We start from the raw sequence: 23,427 nt of genomic DNA, 5'->3' as shown, positions 1-23,427 counted from the left end.
TTTATTTGAATATGCCTTATTTACTTTAACTTTAATATCATGGCGATATTGCATTGGTAGTGATGAAATAAATCACTTGCCTAAAATATTTTTAGGTTAACTATATCATTTTAATTATTAAAATACTTATAACACAATTTATTAAAATGTGATAAAATGAAGAAACATGTTATTAGCTAAAATTTTATTCGATGAAAGCTAATCATAACATAATCTTATTTAATTTTTATAGTTATTTCAAGGAGGAATTTCAATTTATGATTGAAATAGGTAAATTTAATAAATTAGAAGTAGTAAGACAATCTTCTTTCGGGTATTTTTTAGATGCTAAAACAGATACTACAGATGATGATATTCTACTTCCAAAAGGTAATTGTACTGATAAACAAATTAATATTGGTGATGTGGTAACTGCTTTTATTTATCGTGATTCTAAGGATAGACTTGTTGCTACTTTAAAAGAACCTTATGCTGTTGCTTTCCAATTAGCTTATCTAAAAGTTGTTTCTGTGACTAATATAGGTGCTTTTATAGATTTTGGACTTGAAAGAGACTTATTTGTCCCTATAAAAGAGCAGAATTACTTACTTGTTCCAGAAAACAAATATTTATTCTATATATATGTAGACAAAACCAATAGATTGGCAGCTACTACTTTTATAGATGATTATCTGGAAAATACAGAGGACTATCTAGTTGGAAATGATGTAGAAGGAACTGTATACGGCTTTCAAACAAATGACAGTGCCATGGTGGCTATTGAGAATAAATATAGAGGAGTAATTCTTAAAAATGAATATTTCTCAAGAATTATACCTGGAGAAGTCTTGAAACTAAGAGTAAAAAAGCATTTTGAAGACGGAAAAATGTCCCTAACTCCAAGAAAATCTCCCAAAGATGAAAGATTATCTCTTGAAGACACAATTCTAGAATATCTTAAAAATCATGATGGATTTATGCCTTACAATGACAAAAGCTCTCCTGAGGACATAAAAAAAGTATTTCATCAAAGCAAAAACTACTTTAAAAATGCTTTAGGTGGGCTTATGAGGCAAGGGATTATTGAACAGAACACTGAAGGTACAAAGCTAAAATAATACTTAATAAGTTAATAATCAAGAGTGAAGAATTAAGAGTAAAGGAAATTTTACCTAAGGCAAAATAATTTTCAACTAAATTTCCCTTAACACAGAAAATCTTAATTACCTCTTAATTCTTATCTCTACTTCCTACCTTTTGAATTACCAAAACTTTCAACTTTAAACTCTCAATTCTCAACTGAATGCATTAGCCTTCTATATATCCAAAGATATCACAACAGGACAATGATCTGACCCCATAACCTCATTTAATATTTCTGCACTTTTTATATTTTTCATTAAATTTTCAGTAACAAAAAAATAATCAATTCTCCACCCTGCATTTCTTTCTCTAGCCTTAAAGCGGTAGCTCCACCAAGAGTATTTAACTACATCCTTATGTATTGACCTAAATGTATCAGCATACCCTTGTGAAATAAATTTATCAATCCAAGCACGTTCTATAGGTAGAAAACCTGAGTATTTTTCATTTGCCTTTGCATTCTTAATATCTATTTCATTATGGGCAGTATTATAATCCCCACATATAATAAGTTTTTTATTTTCAACTTTAAGCTTATTCAAATAATCCAATATAGCATCATAAAAATCTAATTTATATTTAAGTCTTTCTTCATCCTTCTGTCCATTTGGAAAGTATATATTGAACAATATAAAATCTGTAAATTCTGTAATCAGTATTCTTCCTTCACTATCAAATTTTTCTATTCCTATACCATGCTCTACAGAAATAGGTTTTTCCTTAGTATAAGTTGCCACACCACTGTATCCCTTTTTTTCTGCACAGGAAAAATATGAATAATAGCCATTTATATTTTTCATTTCCTCACTTAAATTGTCTAGCTGGAGCTTAGTTTCTTGTATACACAATATATCTGGATTTTCATTACTGAAAAATTCAAAGAAACCTTTTTTGCTTACTGCCCTTAACCCATTAACATTCCATGAATATATATTCATAGAATCACCCACCTTATAAATATTTTTACTTCAATTTCGAAATTTTCATTATTTACATATTATATTGATTCAGTTTATCTTATGATCAACATCATTTTAATAATTATTATAAGACATTTTTAAAAAAATAACTAGACAGTATGGAAGCCCATTCCTATGATACTTCCTAAGTAGAACCTTCCCATAGGGTTTCTAATCATGGTAATCTGCTTTCTTATATGATTGAAAATAAATCCAGCAGCTATGTTGTTATTTACTAAACAAAATTGTACATTAAGAAAGTCATGCATATAATAATAGTAGTATATAAGCAAGTGTATTATTTAAAAGAATTTTATAACTACATGTAAACACTTTAAAGTAACTATAGAGGTATAACATTATGGAAGATTTTAATTCATTTGATCCGGAAGATATTTCTCTGCTTATAAGCATCATAGCAACTGCTCTTTCCAAGAACAAAAGCATAGAGGAATTAACTGTTATAGGGAATTTTATGATTTCCGTTGGTGAAATAATAATTACTATTTCCTCTGAGAAGGCAAATTTACTGGCAAAGCAAACTAAAAAAATGAAATGAAAAATACAACTAATATGTAATAAGATAATTTTAGATTGTACAAAATCCTTTTATTTTCAATATATATAATTCTAAAAAAGATTTTGTGCTGCCCTCCGTTCTTTAAAATAAATATTATGTATATAATTTATTAAATAAGTTAATTCTTAGGTAGGTGTGAATATGTCAAAAGAAAGTTTCCACACATTTAACGAATATATGAAAAAGGAAGAAGATAAGCTTACGGCCTCTATGGAGGATTATCTTGAAATGATATATAGACTTTCTTCAGAAACAAAGTTCACTAGAATTCATGATCTAGCAAATGCTTTAAATGTCCAACCACCCTCTGCTACAAAAATGGTACAAAAGCTTTCAGACTATGAATTAATAAATTATGAGCGCTATGGCATAATAACATTAACTGAAAAAGGAAAAAGACTAGGTAACTTTCTTCTAGATAGACATAATACTATAGAAAAATTTTTAAAATTACTTGGAATTTCTCATAATATCCTTGAGCAAACAGAAAAAATTGAGCACACCATTAGTAATGATACACTTATATATCTTAAAAATTTCGTTGACTTTATTAGTTCTAATCCAAATTTAGTTAAAAGCTTTAATATATTCTGCCATACAAAAAATGATAAATAGCTATATAATATTCATTAATAAAATATACTAACCAAAAATTAAGGGAGTAATATTAAAATTTTAATATTACTCCCTTAATTTTTATTTTATTTAGCTTTATGTTAGCTTAATTTTACAAAACTACCACAATCTGTACACTCTGACGTTTTTGCCACAGATTCATGTTTTACAACTTCAATTTTCTGTAGAGTACAGTAATTATCTGTTCTATCATTGTACTTACACTCAGTAACTGTACACCCAATACTATCATTGTGACTATGCATTGAACTATTTGCCATTTAAAATTCCTCCTTTTTTCTAAGACAAAAATATTATTAGCATTAAAAAAAATATTATGTATATTATTTAATACTTCTACTTAATTTCAATATAATTTATTCCAAAATATAGCACTCTATTGATAATGTACTCATATTTTATTAATATATCCTAATTTCAAGGAGGCTTGCAAATGTATGATGCAATTAATATAACTTCTGTAAACCATGATACATTAAATAACATTGATATTACAAAAAATAATTATTTTGATAATATTATATATAATTCTTTATATGATAATGATTATTATTTCTATCCTTTTTTCCTTAATTTATCTTACAAAAATAATATTTCTGAACAATTATGCTATCCAATTGAAACTTTCTCGAAATAAAGTAAAGAATAAAAAAGTACTATCTGGAAATAACTAAAGTTAGGAAGGAGGTTTCCTATTGATCAGATTAATAAATAAACTTATCCTCTATCCAGTTACTTTATTGATTTTCAATATCATATTGTCTGGTATAGATTATTCTAATGCCTATGAACCCATTATAATTGGTTTGTTTCTAGCTGTTTTATCCCACATACTGGAAATTATTATACTAAAAAAAGGAACTCTCTGGATAAATACGGGCATTGATTATATAGCAACCTTTTTACTTATATATTTATCTCAATATATTTTTAATAACTCCCATATAGCTATTTTTCCTACTTTATTTATTTCCGCCTTAATATCAATATTTGAACATTTTAATCATCTAAATTTTTTACAAAACAAAAATCGAAGTAAATAATACTTCGATTTTTGTTATATTATCTAGTTATATTATTTTCAGAATCTTCCACATCGTTTTTCCCAAAGGCATAGGAAGATTCATTTAATTCATTAGTTTGTATTGATTGAGTATCTTTATTTTCAGGATTTCTATCATCATATAACTTAACTTTTTCTGGTGAAGTTTTAACCATTGAACGTTTTGACATTTTAAACACCTCCAGTATATATATTTCGTAATCTATAATTTTTTATTCTAAATTCACTAAGTAATTTTTATAAATATTATATATACATTTATTTTAGGCATCGTAAGTAAAGACTTAGTCAGTATACTTAGTCTATTATCTATCATACTGTGTTAACAGGCCCTATGATAGCACCACTATCATCAGAACCCGTTTCCTTATATGTTTAAAATATACATTCTATCTTTTATGTCCATTTACCTTCACATGCCTTATTTTAACCTTTAGAGTTCTAAATAATAGTAATTAAACATAATTAATATATCAGAATAAATTATATTCATTATAAAATACTGTTCCATTTAATTATTATTAATTAAATCTGGAATTTTAACTAAAACTTATATATGGATTTAAAACATGTAAACTTTTTCGCACATTTGATTACAAGGATTGTAAAATAGATTTAATTACTTACTATATGCTTTATAATTAGATATTATACCTAGTAAAAAAAATCTTGAATAATTAACAAAATTTATATTTTTTAGTAGTGCCTTTTTTCACAAAATAAGGTAATATATATATAGATAATATGTTATTTATTCAATTAAATCCTTAAAATTTTGCTTATAATGGGGGGGTACAAGATGTCAAATAAAGAAATGATTGCAATGATTCTAGCAGGTGGACAGGGTAGTAGATTGGGAATTCTCACCAAAAAAACAGCAAAACCTGCTGTTCCCTTTGGCGGTAAATACAGGATAATAGACTTTACTTTAAGTAATTGTTCAAATTCAGGTATTGACACCGTTGGAGTATTAACACAATATAGGCCACTTATATTAAATAACCACATTGGTATAGGTAGTCCTTGGGATCTTGATAGATCCAATGGTGGAGTTTTTCTTTTACCACCATATATGAGAGAGAATGGTGGTAATTGGTACAAGGGTACTGCAAATGCCATTTATCAAAATAGGGGTTTTATTGATTCCTACGAACCAGAATATGTAATCATTTTATCTGGTGATCACATTTATAAAATGGATTATTCAAAAATGCTTGAGTTCCATAAAGAAAAAAATGCTGATGCAACCATTGCTGTTTTTGAAGTTCCTTTAAATGAAGCTAGTAGATTTGGAATAATGAATACAAAAGAAAATAATGAGATTTTTGAATTTGAAGAAAAACCTAAAATCCCTAAAAACAATTTAGCTTCTATGGGAATTTATATTTTTAATTGGAAAGCTTTAAAAAGACTCCTTCATGAGGATGAATTAGATGAAAAATCCAGTAACGACTTTGGCAAAAACATAATCCCTAGGATGCTTTTAAGTGGGAAAAAACTTTTTGCATATCCTTTCAGTGGATATTGGAAAGATGTTGGTACTATAGATAGTTTTTGGCAATCAAATATGGATATGATTAATGACAACAATGAATTGAATCTGCATGATCCAGATTGGAGAATTTATTCTGTTAATCCAACAAGACCTCCCCAATATATAGGTTGTGATGCATTAGTTAAAAGCTCACTTGTAGTTGAAGGATGTGTAATTCTTGGCGAGGTTAACAATTCAGTACTCTTCCCTGGTGTCCATATAGGTAAGAATTCTAAGATATATGATTCTATTGTGATGCCAAATGCCATTATAGGTGATAATGTAACTATTAAAAAAGCAATTATAGGAAGTAATGCTATAATATCAAGTGGTTGTGTAATTGATAATACAGAGGAAATAACCGTAATAGGTGAAGGAAATAAAGTAAAAGAAAGTGCAGCAGTATAATTAAAAAAAGAGGTGTTTAAAATGCTTTCTAATTACATGGGTATACTAAATTTAAATGAAAATGAAGATAACATTAAAAGTCTTACAAAAAACAGACTAATTGCTTCAATCCCTATAGCTGGAAGATATAGAATCATTGATTTTGTATTATCAAACCTAATAAATTCTGGTATTCGAAATGTTGGGATATTCACTCAGAGTAAAGCAAGATCTTTGATTGATCATATAGGTTCCGGTAAACCTTGGGATTTAGACAGAAAAATTAATGGGCTTTTTATTTTCAATTTTGGAGAAAGAAATTCTTATTTAAGTGATGTAGAAATGATAAAAAATAATATGGAATATATTTATAGAAGTAAGCAAGATAAAGTTATATTATGCTCTCCTTCTATGATTTGTAATATAGACTACGAAGAAGCAGCAAAATTTCATGAAGAATCTGGCAAAGATATAACTATTATTTACAAAAAGGTGAAATCCAGCAATAGCCATTTTAGAAACTGTAATATCCTAAACATAAACAATGACAATTCCGTAATAAGCATCGGGAAAAATATAAAAGTTACAGAATTGTACAATAGAAAAAATTTAATTTCTGATGGCTATGAAAATATATCTATGGGAACTTTTATTTTAGACAAAGACACTTTAATAAATATACTTAATAATTGCATAAAAACAGGCTATTGGGCTGATTTAAAAGATTGTATTTACAATAATATAGCCGACTTAAATGTAAGCGCCTATGAATTTAAAGGATATCTATCCTATGTAAATTCCATTAATTCCTATTACAAGGCAAATATGGACATGTTGAATTTAGATATAAACAAAGAATTATTCTTTAATAATGGCCTTATTTACACGAAAATAATGGATGAATCCCCTACCAAGCACTTTAGCACCGCAAATGTGTCAAATTCTCTTATTGCAAATGGATGCCTTATTAAAGGAAATGTTAACAATAGTGTACTTTCAAGACGTGTACAAATTGATGAAGGCGCAGAAATAAGTAATTGTATTATAATGCAGGGCTGTCACATAAAATCCAATGCAAAATTATCCAATGTAATAATTGATAAAGATAATATTATTGATAGAAATAAAGAATTAAAAGGTGATACCGATTTTCCATTAGTTATAGAAAAAAAATCATTACACTAAAGGGGTAGATCTTATGAAGGTTTTGTTTACTGCTTCAGAATGCTTTCCATTTCTGAAAACAGGTGGTCTTGGTGATGTTGCCTATGCATTACCAAAGGCTTTAAGAAAAATTGGTATTGATGCTAGAGTTATACTTCCCAAATATGGAGCTATATCTGATTATTTTAAAGATAGCATGCATCATATTGAAAGCTTTGATGTTTCTGTAGGTTGGAGAAGAAATTTTTGTGGTTTAGAATATATAGAACTTGATTCTGTTCCCTTTTATTTTATAGATAATGAATACTATTTTTATAGGCAAAATGCCTATGGCTATTATGATGATGCAGAAAGATTTGCTTTCTTTTCAAGAGCAGTGCTTGAAGCTATTCATCATATGGGCGATTTTACTCCTAATGTTATTCATTGTAATGACTGGCAAACTGGTATGATTCCAGTATTACTAAAGGATATATTTAGATTTAGTCCAAGACATAATTCTATAAAAACTGTATATACAATACACAATTTAAAATATCAAGGTGTTTTTGATAAAAATATTTTGACAGAATTGTTATGTTTAGATGAAGGCTATTTTCATGAAGATGCATTAAAATTTTACGATGGTATATCTTTTATGAAAGGTGGACTTAAATTCTCCGATAAAATATCAACTGTAAGTAACAGCTATGCTTATGAAGTGCAAACTCCCTTCTATGGAGAAGGATTAGATGCTCTTCTTAGAGACAGAAGCTGGGACTTTTGGGGCATAGTTAATGGTATAGATTTTGATGTTTATAATCCAGCTTTTGACAAAGACATATTTGCTCATTACGATAAAAACTATTACTCAAATAAATATATAAATAAAACAGAACTTCAAAAAATGCTAAATTTACCTGTAAATAATACTGTACCTATTATAGGAATTGTATCAAGATTAGTAGATCAGAAAGGCTTTGATTTAATCTCATATATTCTAGAGGAATTACTTCAAGATGGAATTCAGATAGTTGTTTTAGGTACAGGTGATAAAAAGTATGAAGATATGTTTAAATATTTTGCATATAAATATCCAAACAAATTATCAGCCAGCATTACCTTTAATAATTCATTGGCTCAAAAAATATATGCTGGTTCAGATATGTTTCTTATGCCTTCCCTATTTGAACCTTGCGGCATAGGTCAATTAATTTCTTTAAGATACGGTACTGTACCTATAGTAAGAGAAACTGGTGGGCTTAGGGATACTGTATTCTCTTATAATGACAGTAATGGAGAAGGTAATGGTTTTACTTTCGCCAGCTATAACGCTCATGATATGCTGCACACAATCAGGCGTGCAGAGTACTTTTTTTACAATAGAAAAGATGTATGGAATAATTTAATTTTAAGAGGTATGTGGCAGGATAACTCGTGGACAAATTCTGCATATAAATACAAAGAATTGTATTCATCACTATTTTAACAATTAAATCTCTGTTTATATAATAAATAAAAAGAACCGTTTCTAAATACATTATTATGTATAGAGACGGTTCTAATTTTTAATTTTTTTAAATACTCCAGCAAAATTATTTACAAGACATAGTCATCCATAAAAAGATTTGATAAATAATTATGGAGATATCAATGCCTAACATATTTACTTGTTCGATATAGAATTATTATTTAAGATCACCAAATCTATTAAAAGGATATATTATAAATCTGGCTTTGCCTTCTATTTCAGACCAATCAATATAGGGATTTTGCCAATACCTAGAATCCAAAGAATTACTTCTGTTATCACCCATGAAAAAATAATGTCCTGCCGGAACCTTAAATGTACCAAATTTTCCACCATTATTTACTACATAAGACTGGTTTATTTTTTCTCCATTAACATATACGCTGCCATCTTCATTAATTTTAATAGTATCATTTGGAAGACCTATAAGCCTTTTTATTAATTCTTCTTTAAGTTCTATGGATTTGAACACTACTATATCTCCTCTTTTAAGGCTATTCCTGTTATAAATTCTTGTAACAATTATCTGATCATTATCTTTTATAGTTGGGTACATAGATGCTGTTGGAACCATTATCTTAAAAAATAAAAATTGTCTTATGAGCACTGCTAGTATAATTGCAACTAATATAGGTATTATATAATCCTTAAAAATTTTTTTTACTTCCATTTTTCTCCTCCGAAATTCCTTTTTAATTAAATTGTTTTATTATGTACAGCTTTATTTTACCTCTAGGTATATGAAAATAAATTGTAAATTAAATATACTAGCATACTGACTAGTTATTTATTTGAATATGCCCTAAATATATTTTATATTATTTTTCCTGTTTTGTATAATAAATAAAGTAAAAAACTGACTGCAATCTGCAGTCAGTAATATATATATTATACCGCCAACATAATTCTTTCTGTATAATTCATTAAATAGAATAAAGTTGTATATTTTTAATATTTAAAAATTTTTATTATTTCTTTTCATCCTCTATATATTCTTTATCAAATTTTGAATTATACATTCTTCGCTTTTCTAGAGACCATACAGGCTCAGATACTTCTCCTGGTTTAACAGAATCCACAGCCTTTTTCATATCAAACATAGTGGCATCCATATCATCTAAATAATGGAGCATCTCTGCTTCGGGAAACATTGGTTTTTTAGGGCTGCCATATTCTGGCTCATAATGATGAGCTAAAATCATATGTTGAAGTATCATTGAGATTTCTTTATCTGCACCTATTTTTTTTGCAGCTTCTCCTATTTTTTCAACTCCCATGACTATATGACCTAAAAGCTGCCCTTCTATAGTATAGGATGTAACTATTCCTAGTTCTGAAGCATCCATTTCTTCTAATTTTGACATATCATGAAGAATTACTCCCGCATAAAGCAGATCTGTATTTATGAAGACATACACTTTACTAAGGGCCTCTGCGGCTTTAAGCATAGTGGTTATATGATATAACAATCCAGACCTAATAGAATGATGATTTTTTTTTGCTGCAGGAAAATTCATAAGCTTATCCCCTGCATTTTCAATAATATAATTTACAATATCCTTTATATCTTTATTTTTTATTCTCTCTATGTAATCCAACATAACTATATACATATCGTCAGCTTCATAAGGCGCTGAAGGTACAAAATCTTTAATTTCGATTCCATCTTGTTCTGTTACTAATCTTATCTTATCTATTTTTAGCTGAAGATTATTCTGCCATTCTACTACAGCCGCTCTTATCTTTACTAATTTATTTTCTTTATATAATTCTTCATCCTCCGTAGACGCATCCCAGAGCTTAGCACTGATTTCTCCGCTCTTATCTCCAACAATTAAATCAAGAAATTTTTTATTATTTGATGAAACTCTGCTAGAAACAGATTTTATAACGTAAAAACTATCTGTCCTATTCCCTGCTTTTAGCTCACTTATTTGCTTAAAATCCAATCCAATCCCTCCATTTGATTTTAAATACTATTATTAGAATATCACAAAATAGAAGTATGGTCTAATGGTCTAACTATTTTTCTCTATTATATACGCTATAATAAATCATCTTTACTAATAAAATAGCTATTTTATTAGAATAGAATTTAACATTACTACTACATATATAATTTTAATTATAATTTTGTATATATTTACATTGGATACTCTATATAGCAAAAGAGCTGCCTTACAATTGATATATATCCATTGTAAAACAGCTTTTTACATATTCAACTATTAAAAATAATTATTAAAATCTCATTTTTAGTAATTAAATGATGCTGTTCTCAAATTTAATGAATATTTATTTTTTTGAAGACAGCCCCTTTTGAAAATCACTTTTTATATCTTTTTCCACTAATCAAGTCTACTATAAATACAATGGCAGCTATAAGGAGAAGCCAGTTAATTAATACTCCACCTATTCTAAATAATAGACCTAAAATCCAAAATACTATAACTATTCCACCAATCCATTTAAGTAATGTCATATCAATCCAACCTTCCATAAATTTTATACCTATGATTCAATCTAGCATATGTAATTTCCATATTTTTTATTCTATTAAACTTTCATTGAATATTTTCAAATATTTTAATTGATAAATTTAATACATATTATAAAAGGGATGCCTCTTATGTATATTAGTACACCTAGAGACAATCCCTTCATTATAAGAAAATTATTTTAATACCCAACTAGATATTACTGATGAAGCATATAGTTTTAATTACGAAAGATTGTATATTGTATGATAATATTAATCTTACCATATAGTACAAGCTGGTAAATCTCTTATAGATTTACCTGGCATAGAGTTTAAAATTAATTCCCCATTATTTACTACAATTTTACCATTAACAACAACAAAGTGTACACCCTCTGGTTTAGCATCTGGTTCACCAATATCAGGGAATTGAGCTTTATCTCTTATAGTATCAATATCAAAAATAACTATATCTGCATCAGCACCAATTTTCATCCTACCCTTATTAGTAAGACCTAATCTCTCAGCAGGAAATAGAGTACACTTTTCAATAGCCTCTATAAGTGAAAGAACTTTTTTCTCTCTAACCATTTTTCTAAAGAATCTTGGAAAAGTACCAGCATTTTGAGGATGACCCTCACTTATACGTCCTGTTGGACTAGGTCCAATATCAGATGATAATATAACATATTCCTTAGCTAAAGCCTCATATATTTCATCTTCAATTCCAGTGAAGCAAATTACACTATCCTCTTTAGAATATCTTCTAAGTTCTTCATAGGTTTCTCTGGTTAATCTTTTTCCTTTATACTTTCCCGTAGCAACTAAAAGATCGTCAAATTTCCAACCAAATTTTTTCATATACTGTTCATCATAAATTGTAGAACCAATGAAAGTAGAAAAAGCACTATACATACCACTGTCTGCGGAAACCTCTAATCCTCTATGGCGTGCTTTATCCATCATCTCCAGTGCTTCAGTCATAATACCTGTTCCATATTGATATACAAAATGAGATACTAAAACCTTTGCTCCTGTTATTTCAGATATTTTTATTGCGTCTTCAAGAGAACTTAAATCATTAGGATTATTTACATTAGTGTGTATGGCTATAAATTTACCATATTTTTCAGCTATCTTGCTTAAAATCATAATTTCATCCTTGGAAGATCCAGGCGCATACTCAATGCCAAAAGATAAACCTATGGCACCAGCCTGAAAAGATTTTTTAAGCAAATCAGACATCTTTTCAATCTGCTGCTTTGTTGCTGCAATATAGGGATTAGTAATTCCAACAGCCTCCCTTAGTCTAAAGGAATGACCTACTAATTGGGCTTGATTAATGAAAAAGCCTCTGGCATCCTGTTCATCAAAAAATTTTTCTATATCTAATATTCCGCCACCACAGTTACCGCCAACAGCTGTGGTAACACCTTGAAGTACTGCAAGTTTTCCACAGGGAATGGAGCCATCAATATGGCCATGAATATCTATGAAACCAGGACTTACAATGAGCCCTTTTGCATCTATTTCTATTTTACCTTGAATATTTTTATCAGTTATTTTGCATATTTTATTTTTACAAATTCCTATATTACCTTTTATTATCCTTTTTTGTTCTACATCTACAATGTTTCCATTGCTTATAACTAAATCATAAATATTCATATCCTCACTTCCCCTAAATTATTGTTGTTTAAATTCAGACCAAATTAAATCGTATTGCTTTGTAGCATCTCCTACATCTTCAAGATGTTTGGCCTTATTGAATTCCTCCTGTGGAACATAAACAGCTTTATTATTTAAATATTCTTTTGACATATATTTTTTTGCTGCTGTATTTGTACTTATATACTCTATATTATTAGTTATATCATTATTTACCTTGCCGTCAAGTAGGAAATCAATAAATTTTTCTGCATTTTCTTTATGTGGGGCTTTTACTGGCATTACAAAATTGTCTTCCTCAAATTGCATTCCCTCTTCTGGATATACAATCTTAAGTTTTGGATTTCCCTTCAAGGCGGCTGAAGCTTGTGATCCCCACATAACTCCTATTGATGTATCTCCACTTATTAAACTATTGTGTGGAGTATCTGCATCAAATACTTTCACATTTTGTTTCAAGTTTTTAAGTTCTGCTTTTGCCTGATCAAGTTTTTTAGGATCAGTCTCATTTATGCTATAACCCAGCTTTGTAAGCGCCATACCTATTACAGACCTTGGATCGTCTAAGAGTACCTCTGAACCCTTAAGTGAAGGATCCCATAAGTCCTTAACCCCTTTAATATCCTTTTTTACCTTATCAGGATTATATACAATCATTTCACTTCCAAGAGTATAAGGTATGGAATATTTATTCCCCTTATCATAATATTGATCTAAATAAGTAGAATCCACATTTTTGTAATTAGGAATATTGCCCTTATTTATAGGCTGAATTAATAAATCTTTTTGTTTTCCCATAATCTGTACCATATAATCAGCACAAATTATTACATCATACTGAGAGCCCTTTGAGGCTTGAAGTTTTGCTAACATTTCTTCATTAGTAGAAAAATTGCTGTAATTAACTTTAATTCCAGTTTGCTTTTCAAATTGTTTAATTACATCATCAGGCACATAATTTGCCCAAGTAAAAATATTTACTACTTTTTCTCCGCTACTTTTGGAAGTAGTGGAATTTTTGCTTGAACATCCTGCAAATGACAATATAGCTACTAAAAATATTAGTAGAATACTAAGAACTTTAAATAATTTCTTTGACATTAAAATCACTCCTAAAACTTTATTTTTGCACTTTTAGCTTAATAGTCTGTGAGACAATTAGAACTAAAAAAGTTATAACTAGCATTACTGTACATATGGCATTTATTTCTCCTGAAAGGCCAAACCTCAGCATTGAAAATATTTTTATAGGTAAAGTAGTACTTTCTGGTCCTCCTACAAAAAAATTTATTATTACATCATCCAAAGACAATGCAAAAGCCAACATAGCTCCTGATATTACTGCCGGAAAAATTATTGGTAAAGTTATAGTCCTAAAAACAGTAAATTCATTGGCTCCTAAATCCATAGCTGCCTCTTCAATAGAGGAATCAAAACCTGCTAACCTTGCTTTAACATTAATTAAAACAAAAGGCATACAAAAAGTTGTATGAGCAAGTACTAAGGTAAATATACCAAAATTCATTTGAAGCATAGAAAAATATACTAACAAAGAGATACCCATTATTATTTCTGGTATTACTATAGGTATGTATAATAACAGATTAACTACACCTTTACCTTTAAACTTATATTTATGCAATCCAACAGCACCTATAGTTCCAATAATAGCTGAAAGTACTGTACTAAAAGCTGCTATTGTCAAACTATTCTGTATAGCACTTAATACATCATCATCATTAATTAATTTTGCATACCAATCAAAGGTAAAACCTGTCCATACTGCATTACTTTTTGATGCATTAAAAGAATATATTACTATAACTATTATTGGAATATATAAAAATGCGAATATAAGTAATATGTATAAATCAGACAACCTTTTTAATGCTTTTGTTTCCATTAAAATACCTCCATATCAACCTTTTTACCCGCTATTTTTACATATATACCCATTAATAAAAGTGAAACCAATATCATGGCAATAGAAAGTGCTGCACCAAAAGGCCAATCTCTTGACACCAGGAACTGATTTCTTATTAAATTGCCTATTAGCATTACCTTGCTTCCTCCCATTAAATCTGGTATAAAAAATAATCCTACAGATGGTATAAATACAAGTATACATCCAGCTATTATACCTGACATAGTTAGTGGAATTGTTATTGTCCAAAAGGTTCTTAATCTGCTGGCACCTAAATCTTTTGCCGCTTCAATATAACTTCTATCTAATTTTTCTATGGAATTGTATAGTGGAAGCACCATAAATGGAAACATAGTGTATACCATACCTATAAGTACTGCACCATAGGTATATAACATTTCTAATGGCTCTTTAATTATTCCTGCTAACATGAGAAAATGATTTATAATTCCCTGAGATCTTAAAAGTATAATCCAACCATAAGTCCTTATGAGAGAATTAGTCCAAAATGGTACAATTATAATTATTAGCACTATAATGCTAAACTTCTTTGGTACTTTGGAAGAAAAATATGCAAAAGGATACCCTAATATCAAAGTTAACACCGTAGTAATAAATGCTATAATTAATGAATCCATAAATACTTTAAAATATAATGGACTTCCCATTCTCGTATAGTTCTCAATAGTTGGAGTATAAATAACTCCTCCATCTGTTCCCCTTTGCATAAAACTTATGAATATTATATATAAAAGTGGTATGGCTACAAAAATTAACATCCATAGTGAAATAGGTATTGTTGTAACTAATTTTGATATACCTGTTTTTTTCTCTTTCATATTCTTCTCACCTACCCATCTGCAACCATTGTCATGTCTCCAGATTCCCAAAATAGCCATACCTCAGTACCTATTTTAGGTAATAATGATTTTTTACTATAATCATAAATTAATATTTCTTGTCCACTTATTAATGTAGCAATTGTTTTAATTAATGAGCCACTATAACCATGTTCTTTTATTGTAGCTTTGAGACTAAAAGGTTTTTTATCTATAGAATATTTTACACTTTCTGGTCGTACTGAAACATAAACATCTTTATTGATGATATCTTTGCTTATATTTTCAACCTTCATAATATCATCACCAATTTTTACAAAAAACTTATTATTTTCCTCTTTTTCAACATAAGCTTTAATTAAATTGGATTCACCTATAAACCCAGCCACAAATTTTGTTTTAGGTTTTTCATATATTTCTTCTGGTGTACCAACTTGTTCTATTATTCCTTTATTCATTACTGCAATTCTATCTGACATATTTAAAGCTTCTTCCTGGTCATGAGTGACATAAATAAAAGTTATACCTAGCTTTTTTTGAAGTCTTTTTAATTCTAACTGCATTTGTTTTCTAAGCTTTAAATCTAAGGCACCTAAAGGTTCATCTAAAAGTAAAACCTTTGGACTGTTTATTAATGCTCTTGCTATGGCAACCCTTTGTCTCTGTCCACCACTTAATTGACTTGGCTTTCTTTTCTCATATCCCTTAAGTTGTACTAAGCTTAACATATCATTTACTCTTTCAGTAATTTCTTTTTTATTTACCTTCTTAATTTTAAGACTATAGGCAATATTATCAAATACATTCATATGCGGGAAAAGCGCATAATTCTGAAATACTGTATTAACATTTCTTTCATGGGGCTGTTTATTTTCAACATGTTCATTTTCTAATAAAATTCTGCCGCTGCTTGGAGCTTCAAAACCAGCAATCATTCTAAGTGTAGTAGTTTTACCGCAGCCGCTGGGTCCTAAAAGTGTTAGAAATTCTCCTTCTTTAATTTTCAATGATAGATTATCAACTACTTTTAAATTATCAAATCTTTTTTCAACTTTATCCATGTCCAATATAATATCTGACAAAATTTCTTCCCCCTAATTCTAAAATATCACTTAGTTTTCATATATAAAGCCTAGGAATTAAATTTATTATAGTCTTATGTAAACTTTATGTCAATTAATACCTATAACTTTCTCCCCTGGCTAACCGCTGTGATAATATCTATTCTATTTTTATGCACCTCATAGACATGGAAGCATTTTGTATACCTTCATATTCAAACTCTGCTCCTTCTTTTTCCCATTGCATTGCTGCTGTATATAAAAGTGGTAGATAGTGTTCATCCGTTGGCACTGATAACTGTGCAATTTTCCCAACATTTTTATAATTAATTAATTTATCATGTTGTTTATATTTTACTGCATCTGATATATATTTATCAAAATCTACTGCCCATTTAAATGGTTCAGCATCTATTTCCTCCCTAAAATTCATTAGGTTATGAACTATATTTCCGCTTCCTATGACAAGTATTCCCTTTTCTCTAAGTTTGTACAACTTTTTACCCAGCTCATAATGGCCTTCTTCATCCAAAAGTATATTTAAACTCATTTCTATTACAGGTATATCTGCCTTTGGGTACATATGAATTAGTACAGCCCAAGAGGCGTGATCTAATCCCCATTCATTTGTTGATTTTATATTCTCACCCTTTAATTCCTCTAATATAATTTTAGAATATTTTTCACAATTTTTAGGCTTATATTTTATATTATATAATTCCTCAGGGAATCCGTAGAAATCATAAATTTGAGTTGGTTCATCTTTATAAGTAATATATGTACCTCTAGTTTGCCAGTGAGCTGACACTACAAGTATAGCTTCAGGTCTCCCAATTTCATCTGCAATTTTTTTTAAAGCCTTTGTGTAGGAATTGTCTAATATAGCATTCATAGGACTTCCATGTCCAATAAACAATACTGGTAATTTTTTTGACATATACATTAACTCCTATCTATATTTTATTTAAAATCAATTCATCTCTTTTGGTACTACTCTACTCTGCTAATTCTATTATCCTTATGGTATTTCTTGTTTGAATTGCTATTAGTATGTTTTAATAATTAAGCATACTCTTTCAATTATTAATTTTACTTTTCTCAAGAAATTCTTTAAAAATACCAGCTACTTTACTTAAACTTTCTATGCTTTTCTCTATGTTGCCATCAATCTCCAAGGAATGCTGTGCATTATCAATTAATGTTAAATTAACATTTTTATAAGCTTTTACAAATACTATATTTTCTTCTGTAAATATTTTATCTTTAGTGCCTACCACGGCATAAGCATTAGTTTTAATCATGTGCTGAGACGTATTAGGTGTAGGAGTTAAATACAAAGACTTTACATTGTCATATCCAATTTTATTAGCAATATTGCCAGCCACTTCACCACCTATACTCTTGCTGATGAAATATAATTTATTATACTTTTTATTATCACAATTTTTTATTGTCTGTAAAACTTCCTCTGCTATAGTTTTAATTATTTCTTTTCCAATATCATCTTTGGATAATTTATATCCATATCTAACGCACAGCACATCATATCCCTCTATAACTGCTGCTTTTCTTGCATAATGCAATAGAGGTTTTTCACAACTATAATTAACTCCTGGAAATAATACTACTAGAGAATTAGAATCATTTTTATCATAATAATAATCATTAATTACCTCATTTCCCTCTGAAGAATTATAAACTATAGGTAAAAATTCATACACAAAATCACCTTCTTAAAACATTTTTATTTAAATTATATCATTACTTACAAATATTATTAATATTTTCACCAATATTCTTTGAAAATTTCAAGATATGTTTAATTATTAATAATATGAGACAAATAATTTATAATCAAATTTAACTTTTCTCAAATTAACTGGTTAATCATAAACTATATAGTATTCAATTAGCCAAATAATCCATCAAAGCATTAACAATACTTAATTATATATGCAGAAAAATCTTATAAATATGGTGATATCAATATTTATAAGAATTGCTTAGTGAATATAAAATAATTATATTAGAAAAAATAAAAACATTGTGAAATCAATTTTAACAAATTGATTTCACAATGTTTTAACTATAAAAATCTATTTGTAAACTAATACATGTATCTAAAGTAGTTTTTTAATACAGAAAATTTCCATTCTTGAACACTGTTACTTCTTCTCCATTTTCTTTAATACCTATTATGCTAAGATCTGATGTTCCTATCATAAAATCTACGTGCTCCATTGAATTATTAACTCCAATACTTTTAAGTTCATCTTTTGACATATTTTCCCCATTTTTTATGCATACAGGATAAGCCTCACCTATAGCCAAGTGACAGGAAGCATTCTCGTCAAATAATGTATTATAAAATAATATATTTGAATTTGAAATAGGCGAATCATAAGGAACTAATGCAACTTCTCCAAGATATTTACTACCTTCATCTGTATCTATGAGGCTTTTCAGGCTATCGTAACCCTTTTTTGCTGTAAAATCTATAATTTTACCTTCCTTAAAGGTAATTGAAAAATCTTCAATTAGATTTCCTCTGTAATTTAATGGTTTGGAACTTACTACTATGCCATTTACTCCAGTTTTTTTAGGCAATGTGAATACCTCTTCTGTAGGAATATTAGCTATGAATTCAATATTTTCAGGTGCATGAGAAGATCCACCTAACCATAGATGATTTTCAGGTAACTCTATTTTTAAATCTGTACCCAACGAATTTTTATAATGAAGATATTTAAAATTATTTTCATTTAAGAAATTCATACTCTTTTTCAAATTATTTTTATGTTCTTCCCAGGAAGCCACAGAATCTTCTACATCAGATCTTACCGCCTTAAAAATGGCACTCCAAAGCTTTTCTACAGCTAATTCTTCACTTACCTCAGGAAATACCTTTTTTGCCCAAGCTTTAGTAGGTACAGACACCACACACCATACATTTTTATCACTCATAAGTCTTTCTCTATAATCTCTTAGTGCGGTACTGGAAGCTTTATTTGCTTTCATAAGTCTTTCTGGCTTTACATCCTTCATTAGTTCTGGATCTGAAGCTGAAATACTTAAAAATGCTGCGCCTTTCTCTGCATAAGATACGTATAATTCCTTTCTCCAGTTAGGAAATTCTTCAAAAATCTCTTCTGGAGCATTTAAGTATTTAATTTTTGCCAGTAATTCATCATTCCAGCTAACTTCTACATCCCTAGCTCCTTCTCTATAGGCTATTTCTGAAATTTCTCTAGTAAATTCTGCACATTCTATTGGAGAATTTATAACAAGAATCTGATCCTTTTGAATATTAATACCTTCTTTAACTATAAGGCTGGCATATTTTTTAAAAAAGTTATAATCCATGATAAAACTCCTCTCATTACTATATATATTTCTTCTATAAAACAGATATTATTCTGTCCTGTGAAAATAAGTATATCTTAAAATCTATGTAGTACTCTTATTAAACTGTAATTTTTGCTAGATTAAAATTCTGAAGCTAAACAACTTAAATCTTTACCAGTTACTCTATATACAGTCCACTCCTCCATTGGAACTGCTCCCATTTGTTTATAGAATTTTATAGATGGTTCATTCCAATCAAGACATGACCATTCAACTCTACCACATTTTCTTTCAATTGCTAGCTTTCCCAAAAATGAAAGTATTACTTTTCCAAATCCCTTGCCTCTCATTTCAGGTTTTATATATAAATCTTCTAAATATATTCCTGGTCGTCCTAAAAATGTTGAGAAATTATGAAAAAACAATGCAAATGCTACTGCTTCACCATTATATTCTCCAATTATAACTTCTGCCATTTTCTTTTCAAATAAAAATTCTTTGAGAATTTCTTCTGTAGCAACCACTTCATCTGTCAAGTTTTCATAATGAGCAAGCCCATTAATAAATTCTAAAATTAGTGCTGCGTCTTTTTCCTCAGCAAGTCTTAAGTTAAAATTTTCTACCTTTGTCTTAATCAATGAATCCATAAATTATTCTCCTATCTATTACAAAATCTGGTTTTTTAATCAAGGCATCATCAGAGAAATAACCAGTCAGTACACTAGTATATTTAACTTATTATTTATTTCCAGATACCTAATATAAAAACCGTCTCAAATATTAATTATAATGAGACGGTTTCTATTTTAATAAGTTTATTGTAACATTTCTATTTAAAAGTTTAAAGTATACATACATAATTTACTATATTATTTGAAATATTTAAATAATTTCATCAAAATTTCTATTATACATTAATCAATACATAAAAATCAAACTAATATTTTGCTTAATTCATCAATATTTTTAGCTATATATTCAGGTCTTTCTTTTTTCAATTCCTCAAAGGAGCCATAACCATATAATACCCCTATTGAATCAATTTTTGCTTCTTTTGCTCCAATAACATCATATTTTCTATCTCCTACCATAATTATTTTATCCTTATCCCAGTATTTACCCTGCTTCAATGCATAAGAAATTACTTCTCCTTTTTTGCTTTGTGTTCCATCCAGATTACTACCAGCTACAAATTTAAAATATTGGTGTATGTTAAAATGTTTTAATATCCGTTCAGCAAAAACAGTAGGTTTTGATGTAGCTATAATTAAATTCTTTTCTTCACTACAAAGTTTATTCAGTAACTCAATTATGCCCGTATATAATCTATTTTCAAATATACCCTTATCAGCAAAATATTCTCTATATTTATCTACTGCACTATTTGCGTCAGTATCACTGAAATTATAATATTCTTTAAAGGAATCCTTAAGAGGCGGTCCAATAAATTTTTTTAAATCATCAAGATTATTTTCAAATATACCAAAGTACTTTAATGAATATTGGATGGATTTTGTAATACCTAATTTAGGATCAGTTAAAGTCCCATCTAGATCAAATAAAATGGTATCATAAATTTTCTTCATATAAAAATTCCTTTCTGAAACAACTTCACATTGCATATATGCAAATAATAAATTATGGAACAAAATTTCAAAATAATTACTATTAGATTTTCAATCTCCCATACATTACAAAAATTATTATTTTTTATATTTTAACATATAACTCTAAATAATCAACTTATATAATGTAATCCTGACAAAAAGTTTTTCCCTCAATTTTATCCAATGCACAATCACGATGACTATAAAGTAACTAATGATGGAGTGTACCCTGGTGGACATCTTACCTATATTCAGACAGACGCACCTACTACAGATGATGGAATGGATAACAACTAAAATATATATCTTATAATATTAAAAAAGGCTTTCAGTAAAACGCTGAAAGCCTTATATTTAACAATATTTATGTTTATATTAATTTAGCTGCCTTTTAGTCATAGAAACTAAATAGTGCATCGATATTATTAGTATATATGCATAAAAGAATATCTGAATTATAAATACATAGCTAGCCTTTATTCCACCTGCAAAACCTATTATATATGTTAAAAATGTGGCTCCTAGGTTATTAAAAATTGTTATAACTGCTGAAGCTGCAGGAACATATTCATTTTCTACATGCTGAATAACATATCCTTGAATTGCCGGATATATTAAAGAAATAGATAAACCAATTACAGCAATTCCAATTAATGCTTGAATCTTAGTATTGCCTGATAAAATTATAAATATTCCAATAATAGCCATTATAGGTGAAATAGAAAGGAATTTCAATTGTCCAACCTTTTCTAAAAATTTATCTCCTACTACTCTTCCCAAAGTAAATAAAATCCAAAAACTAGATAGAATTGCTGGGACATCAGCTTTAGTAATACCATAATAATTTTCAAGGAAAGTTCCAGTCCAATTTGTTGTTGATATTTCAGCTCCTACATAAAAGAATATTGCAATAGATAATAGTAAAACCAATGGATTTTTTAGTATTGAAAAAGTATTATTACATTCAGCTCCTCTTTCACAAGAGTTATAAATTTCAATTTTTGACGAAATAATAATAAATATAGCTATAGTAATTATATGAATAATATACGTATAATTAAAATTTATATTATTGCTTAATATAAGTCTATCTATTGGTAAGATTAAAATTCCACCTAATCCAAAACATGCATTGAAAAAACTAAATTTTTGATATTGCACTGGAAGTAGTGAAAGCATTGTAGTCAAAAATAAAACTCCCATACCAACGGCTAAACCTGATATAAAATATCCAATCAAAAGTATATAAAAGGATTTTGAAACTAAAATTACAACACTGGCGATAATTGCGAATAAAAACCCTATCTGCAATCCTCTTTTAAGACTAATTAAAGATTGTAATCTAGCACTAACTATACTCATTATAAAAGAAGCACAATAAACCACCGGCGGCAGTATTGCAATAAGATCATTTGATACCCCATAAGTGTTTTTTATTGTAGTTATAAATGGTGACAATGTATTAGAAAATAGGGATAAAAAAAAGAAACCAAGAAAAATAATTATCATATTTTTGAAATTCTTATTCATCGTAATCCTCCTGTATATC

At 28.5% G+C, this 23,427-nt stretch carries 25 protein-coding genes; 8 read left to right on the top strand and 17 right to left on the bottom strand.

From position 1 onward, the window contains the following. Positions 1 to 257: 257 nt before the first annotated feature. Positions 258 to 1,097: a CvfB family protein gene (locus tag CLOPA_RS11270; RefSeq protein WP_015615557.1), complete on the top strand. Its 840-nt coding sequence runs from the start codon at positions 258 to 260 to the stop codon at positions 1,095 to 1,097. Between the two features lie 198 nt (positions 1,098 to 1,295). Here CLOPA_RS11270 and CLOPA_RS11265 read toward each other — a convergent pair whose 3' ends face one another. Further along, positions 1,296 to 2,060, bottom strand: coding sequence for an exodeoxyribonuclease III (locus CLOPA_RS11265; RefSeq protein WP_015615556.1), 765 nt, complete (start codon positions 2,058 to 2,060; stop codon positions 1,296 to 1,298). A 382-nt stretch (positions 2,061 to 2,442) separates the two neighbouring features. Between CLOPA_RS11265 and CLOPA_RS11260 the strand changes: the two genes are divergently transcribed. Both CLOPA_RS11260 and CLOPA_RS11255 read left to right on the top strand, forming a co-directional pair. Next, positions 2,443 to 2,640, top strand: a complete 198-nt coding sequence (locus tag CLOPA_RS11260; RefSeq protein WP_015615555.1) for a hypothetical protein — start codon at positions 2,443 to 2,445, stop codon at positions 2,638 to 2,640. Positions 2,641 to 2,802: 162 nt separating this feature from the next. Continuing rightward, a complete protein-coding gene (locus CLOPA_RS11255) occupies positions 2,803 to 3,276 on the top strand; it encodes a metal-dependent transcriptional regulator (protein ID WP_015615554.1) in 474 nt (157 codons plus the stop codon). 101 nt (positions 3,277 to 3,377) lie between these two features. Here the strand turns inward: CLOPA_RS11255 and CLOPA_RS11250 are convergent, their stop codons facing one another. Beyond that, complete coding sequence (locus tag CLOPA_RS11250; RefSeq protein ID WP_015615553.1) at positions 3,378 to 3,557, bottom strand: DUF1540 domain-containing protein; 180 nt, start codon at positions 3,555 to 3,557, stop codon at positions 3,378 to 3,380. A gap of 173 nt (positions 3,558 to 3,730) precedes the next feature. On the opposite strand from CLOPA_RS11250, the gene CLOPA_RS11245 reads away from it, so the two are divergent. Next, positions 3,731 to 3,934: a hypothetical protein gene (locus CLOPA_RS11245; protein WP_015615552.1), complete on the top strand. Its 204-nt coding sequence runs from the start codon at positions 3,731 to 3,733 to the stop codon at positions 3,932 to 3,934. 58 nt (positions 3,935 to 3,992) lie between these two features. Further along, the gene (locus tag CLOPA_RS11240) at positions 3,993 to 4,340 is read left to right on the top strand and encodes a DUF2512 family protein (RefSeq protein ID WP_015615551.1); all 348 of its coding nucleotides are present in this window, start codon (positions 3,993 to 3,995) and stop codon (positions 4,338 to 4,340) included. A gap of 19 nt (positions 4,341 to 4,359) precedes the next feature. On the opposite strand, the gene CLOPA_RS25035 is transcribed toward CLOPA_RS11240, so the two are convergent. Beyond that, positions 4,360 to 4,530 carry a hypothetical protein gene (locus CLOPA_RS25035; RefSeq protein WP_015615550.1) on the bottom strand — a complete coding sequence of 57 codons (171 nt, stop codon included), beginning with the start codon at positions 4,528 to 4,530 and terminating at the stop codon, positions 4,360 to 4,362. 629 nt (positions 4,531 to 5,159) lie between these two features. On the opposite strand from CLOPA_RS25035, the gene CLOPA_RS11235 reads away from it, so the two are divergent. Genes CLOPA_RS11235 through glgA form a run of 3 tightly spaced genes read left to right on the top strand, consistent with a single transcriptional unit; the run spans position 5,160 to position 8,913 of the window. Further along, positions 5,160 to 6,302, top strand: a complete 1,143-nt coding sequence (locus CLOPA_RS11235) for a glucose-1-phosphate adenylyltransferase (protein ID WP_015615549.1) — start codon at positions 5,160 to 5,162, stop codon at positions 6,300 to 6,302. A gap of 21 nt (positions 6,303 to 6,323) precedes the next feature. After that, on the top strand, positions 6,324 to 7,466 hold the full coding sequence (gene glgD, locus CLOPA_RS11230) for a glucose-1-phosphate adenylyltransferase subunit GlgD (protein ID WP_015615548.1): 1,143 nt from the start codon (positions 6,324 to 6,326) through the stop codon (positions 7,464 to 7,466). A 13-nt stretch (positions 7,467 to 7,479) separates the two neighbouring features. After that, the gene (gene glgA, locus CLOPA_RS11225) at positions 7,480 to 8,913 is read left to right on the top strand and encodes a glycogen synthase GlgA (RefSeq protein WP_015615547.1); all 1,434 of its coding nucleotides are present in this window, start codon (positions 7,480 to 7,482) and stop codon (positions 8,911 to 8,913) included. Positions 8,914 to 9,112: 199 nt separating this feature from the next. On the opposite strand, the gene lepB is transcribed toward glgA, so the two are convergent. From lepB to CLOPA_RS11160, 14 genes are all read right to left on the bottom strand, one after another. Continuing rightward, complete coding sequence (lepB, locus tag CLOPA_RS11220) at positions 9,113 to 9,625, bottom strand: signal peptidase I (protein ID WP_015615546.1); 513 nt, start codon at positions 9,623 to 9,625, stop codon at positions 9,113 to 9,115. 298 nt (positions 9,626 to 9,923) lie between these two features. Beyond that, a complete protein-coding gene (locus CLOPA_RS11215) occupies positions 9,924 to 10,904 on the bottom strand; it encodes a 3'-5' exoribonuclease YhaM family protein (protein WP_015615545.1) in 981 nt (326 codons plus the stop codon). Positions 10,905 to 11,281: 377 nt separating this feature from the next. Next, complete coding sequence (locus CLOPA_RS25030) at positions 11,282 to 11,437, bottom strand: lmo0937 family membrane protein (RefSeq protein WP_155241993.1); 156 nt, start codon at positions 11,435 to 11,437, stop codon at positions 11,282 to 11,284. A gap of 276 nt (positions 11,438 to 11,713) precedes the next feature. Then, the gene (locus CLOPA_RS11210; RefSeq protein ID WP_015615543.1) at positions 11,714 to 13,102 is read right to left on the bottom strand and encodes an N-acyl-D-amino-acid deacylase family protein; all 1,389 of its coding nucleotides are present in this window, start codon (positions 13,100 to 13,102) and stop codon (positions 11,714 to 11,716) included. A gap of 18 nt (positions 13,103 to 13,120) precedes the next feature. Next, entirely contained in the window at positions 13,121 to 14,203 is a 1,083-nt protein-coding gene (locus tag CLOPA_RS11205; RefSeq protein ID WP_015615542.1) for a polyamine ABC transporter substrate-binding protein, read from the bottom strand. A 19-nt stretch (positions 14,204 to 14,222) separates the two neighbouring features. Then, complete coding sequence (locus CLOPA_RS11200; RefSeq protein WP_015615541.1) at positions 14,223 to 15,005, bottom strand: ABC transporter permease; 783 nt, start codon at positions 15,003 to 15,005, stop codon at positions 14,223 to 14,225. Further along, a complete protein-coding gene (locus CLOPA_RS11195; protein WP_041710867.1) occupies positions 15,005 to 15,865 on the bottom strand; it encodes an ABC transporter permease in 861 nt (286 codons plus the stop codon). Before CLOPA_RS11195 ends, CLOPA_RS11200 begins: the two co-directional genes overlap by 1 nt. 11 nt (positions 15,866 to 15,876) lie before the next feature. Continuing rightward, on the bottom strand, positions 15,877 to 16,947 hold the full coding sequence (locus CLOPA_RS11190) for an ABC transporter ATP-binding protein (protein ID WP_015615539.1): 1,071 nt from the start codon (positions 16,945 to 16,947) through the stop codon (positions 15,877 to 15,879). A gap of 139 nt (positions 16,948 to 17,086) precedes the next feature. Then, positions 17,087 to 17,863 (bottom strand): 4,5-DOPA dioxygenase extradiol, encoded by a 777-nt coding sequence (gene ygiD, locus CLOPA_RS11185; protein ID WP_015615538.1) that lies wholly within the window; start codon positions 17,861 to 17,863, stop codon positions 17,087 to 17,089. A 139-nt stretch (positions 17,864 to 18,002) separates the two neighbouring features. Then, on the bottom strand, positions 18,003 to 18,647 hold the full coding sequence (locus CLOPA_RS11180; RefSeq protein WP_015615537.1) for a hypothetical protein: 645 nt from the start codon (positions 18,645 to 18,647) through the stop codon (positions 18,003 to 18,005). Positions 18,648 to 19,059: 412 nt separating this feature from the next. Next, positions 19,060 to 20,289: an aminopeptidase gene (locus tag CLOPA_RS11175; RefSeq protein WP_015615536.1), complete on the bottom strand. Its 1,230-nt coding sequence runs from the start codon at positions 20,287 to 20,289 to the stop codon at positions 19,060 to 19,062. Positions 20,290 to 20,411: 122 nt separating this feature from the next. Further along, positions 20,412 to 20,918 (bottom strand): GNAT family N-acetyltransferase, encoded by a 507-nt coding sequence (locus CLOPA_RS11170; RefSeq protein WP_015615535.1) that lies wholly within the window; start codon positions 20,916 to 20,918, stop codon positions 20,412 to 20,414. Between the two features lie 285 nt (positions 20,919 to 21,203). Further along, a complete protein-coding gene (locus CLOPA_RS11165) occupies positions 21,204 to 21,857 on the bottom strand; it encodes an HAD family hydrolase (RefSeq protein ID WP_015615534.1) in 654 nt (217 codons plus the stop codon). Positions 21,858 to 22,253: 396 nt separating this feature from the next. Beyond that, positions 22,254 to 23,408 (bottom strand): MFS transporter, encoded by a 1,155-nt coding sequence (locus CLOPA_RS11160; protein ID WP_015615533.1) that lies wholly within the window; start codon positions 23,406 to 23,408, stop codon positions 22,254 to 22,256. Between the last annotated feature and the right edge of the window lie 19 nt (positions 23,409 to 23,427).

It is taken from the genome of Clostridium pasteurianum BC1, assembly GCF_000389635.1.
GTDB classification, from domain to species: domain Bacteria; phylum Bacillota; class Clostridia; order Clostridiales; family Clostridiaceae; genus Clostridium_I; species Clostridium_I pasteurianum_A.
Note: the sequence above shows the minus strand (reverse complement) of the source record. Positions and strands in the feature narration are given on the sequence as shown.

What these genes read in the sequence shown, in the direction of transcription:
- CLOPA_RS11250 (WP_015615553.1), bottom strand. Translation starts at nt 3,557, where the DNA reads ATGGCAAATAGTTCAATGCATAGTCACAATGATAGTATTGGGTGTACA.
- CLOPA_RS11170 (WP_015615535.1), bottom strand. Translation starts at nt 20,918, where the DNA reads ATGGATTCATTGATTAAGACAAAGGTAGAAAATTTTAACTTAAGACTT.
- CLOPA_RS11175 (WP_015615536.1), bottom strand. Translation starts at nt 20,289, where the DNA reads ATGGATTATAACTTTTTTAAAAAATATGCCAGCCTTATAGTTAAAGAA.
- CLOPA_RS11245 (WP_015615552.1), top strand. Translation starts at nt 3,731, where the DNA reads ATGTATGATGCAATTAATATAACTTCTGTAAACCATGATACATTAAAT.
- CLOPA_RS11260 (WP_015615555.1), top strand. Translation starts at nt 2,443, where the DNA reads ATGGAAGATTTTAATTCATTTGATCCGGAAGATATTTCTCTGCTTATA.
- CLOPA_RS11205 (WP_015615542.1), bottom strand. Translation starts at nt 14,203, where the DNA reads ATGTCAAAGAAATTATTTAAAGTTCTTAGTATTCTACTAATATTTTTA.
- glgD (WP_015615548.1), top strand. Translation starts at nt 6,324, where the DNA reads ATGCTTTCTAATTACATGGGTATACTAAATTTAAATGAAAATGAAGAT.
- CLOPA_RS11160 (WP_015615533.1), bottom strand. Translation starts at nt 23,408, where the DNA reads ATGAATAAGAATTTCAAAAATATGATAATTATTTTTCTTGGTTTCTTT.
- CLOPA_RS11270 (WP_015615557.1), top strand. Translation starts at nt 258, where the DNA reads ATGATTGAAATAGGTAAATTTAATAAATTAGAAGTAGTAAGACAATCT.
- CLOPA_RS25035 (WP_015615550.1), bottom strand. Translation starts at nt 4,530, where the DNA reads ATGTCAAAACGTTCAATGGTTAAAACTTCACCAGAAAAAGTTAAGTTA.
- glgA (WP_015615547.1), top strand. Translation starts at nt 7,480, where the DNA reads ATGAAGGTTTTGTTTACTGCTTCAGAATGCTTTCCATTTCTGAAAACA.
- CLOPA_RS25030 (WP_155241993.1), bottom strand. Translation starts at nt 11,437, where the DNA reads ATGACATTACTTAAATGGATTGGTGGAATAGTTATAGTATTTTGGATT.
- CLOPA_RS11165 (WP_015615534.1), bottom strand. Translation starts at nt 21,857, where the DNA reads ATGAAGAAAATTTATGATACCATTTTATTTGATCTAGATGGGACTTTA.
- lepB (WP_015615546.1), bottom strand. Translation starts at nt 9,625, where the DNA reads ATGGAAGTAAAAAAAATTTTTAAGGATTATATAATACCTATATTAGTT.
- CLOPA_RS11255 (WP_015615554.1), top strand. Translation starts at nt 2,803, where the DNA reads ATGTCAAAAGAAAGTTTCCACACATTTAACGAATATATGAAAAAGGAA.
- CLOPA_RS11265 (WP_015615556.1), bottom strand. Translation starts at nt 2,060, where the DNA reads ATGAATATATATTCATGGAATGTTAATGGGTTAAGGGCAGTAAGCAAA.
- CLOPA_RS11210 (WP_015615543.1), bottom strand. Translation starts at nt 13,102, where the DNA reads ATGAATATTTATGATTTAGTTATAAGCAATGGAAACATTGTAGATGTA.
- CLOPA_RS11195 (WP_041710867.1), bottom strand. Translation starts at nt 15,865, where the DNA reads ATGAAAGAGAAAAAAACAGGTATATCAAAATTAGTTACAACAATACCT.
- ygiD (WP_015615538.1), bottom strand. Translation starts at nt 17,863, where the DNA reads ATGTCAAAAAAATTACCAGTATTGTTTATTGGACATGGAAGTCCTATG.
- CLOPA_RS11200 (WP_015615541.1), bottom strand. Translation starts at nt 15,005, where the DNA reads ATGGAAACAAAAGCATTAAAAAGGTTGTCTGATTTATACATATTACTT.
- CLOPA_RS11235 (WP_015615549.1), top strand. Translation starts at nt 5,160, where the DNA reads ATGTCAAATAAAGAAATGATTGCAATGATTCTAGCAGGTGGACAGGGT.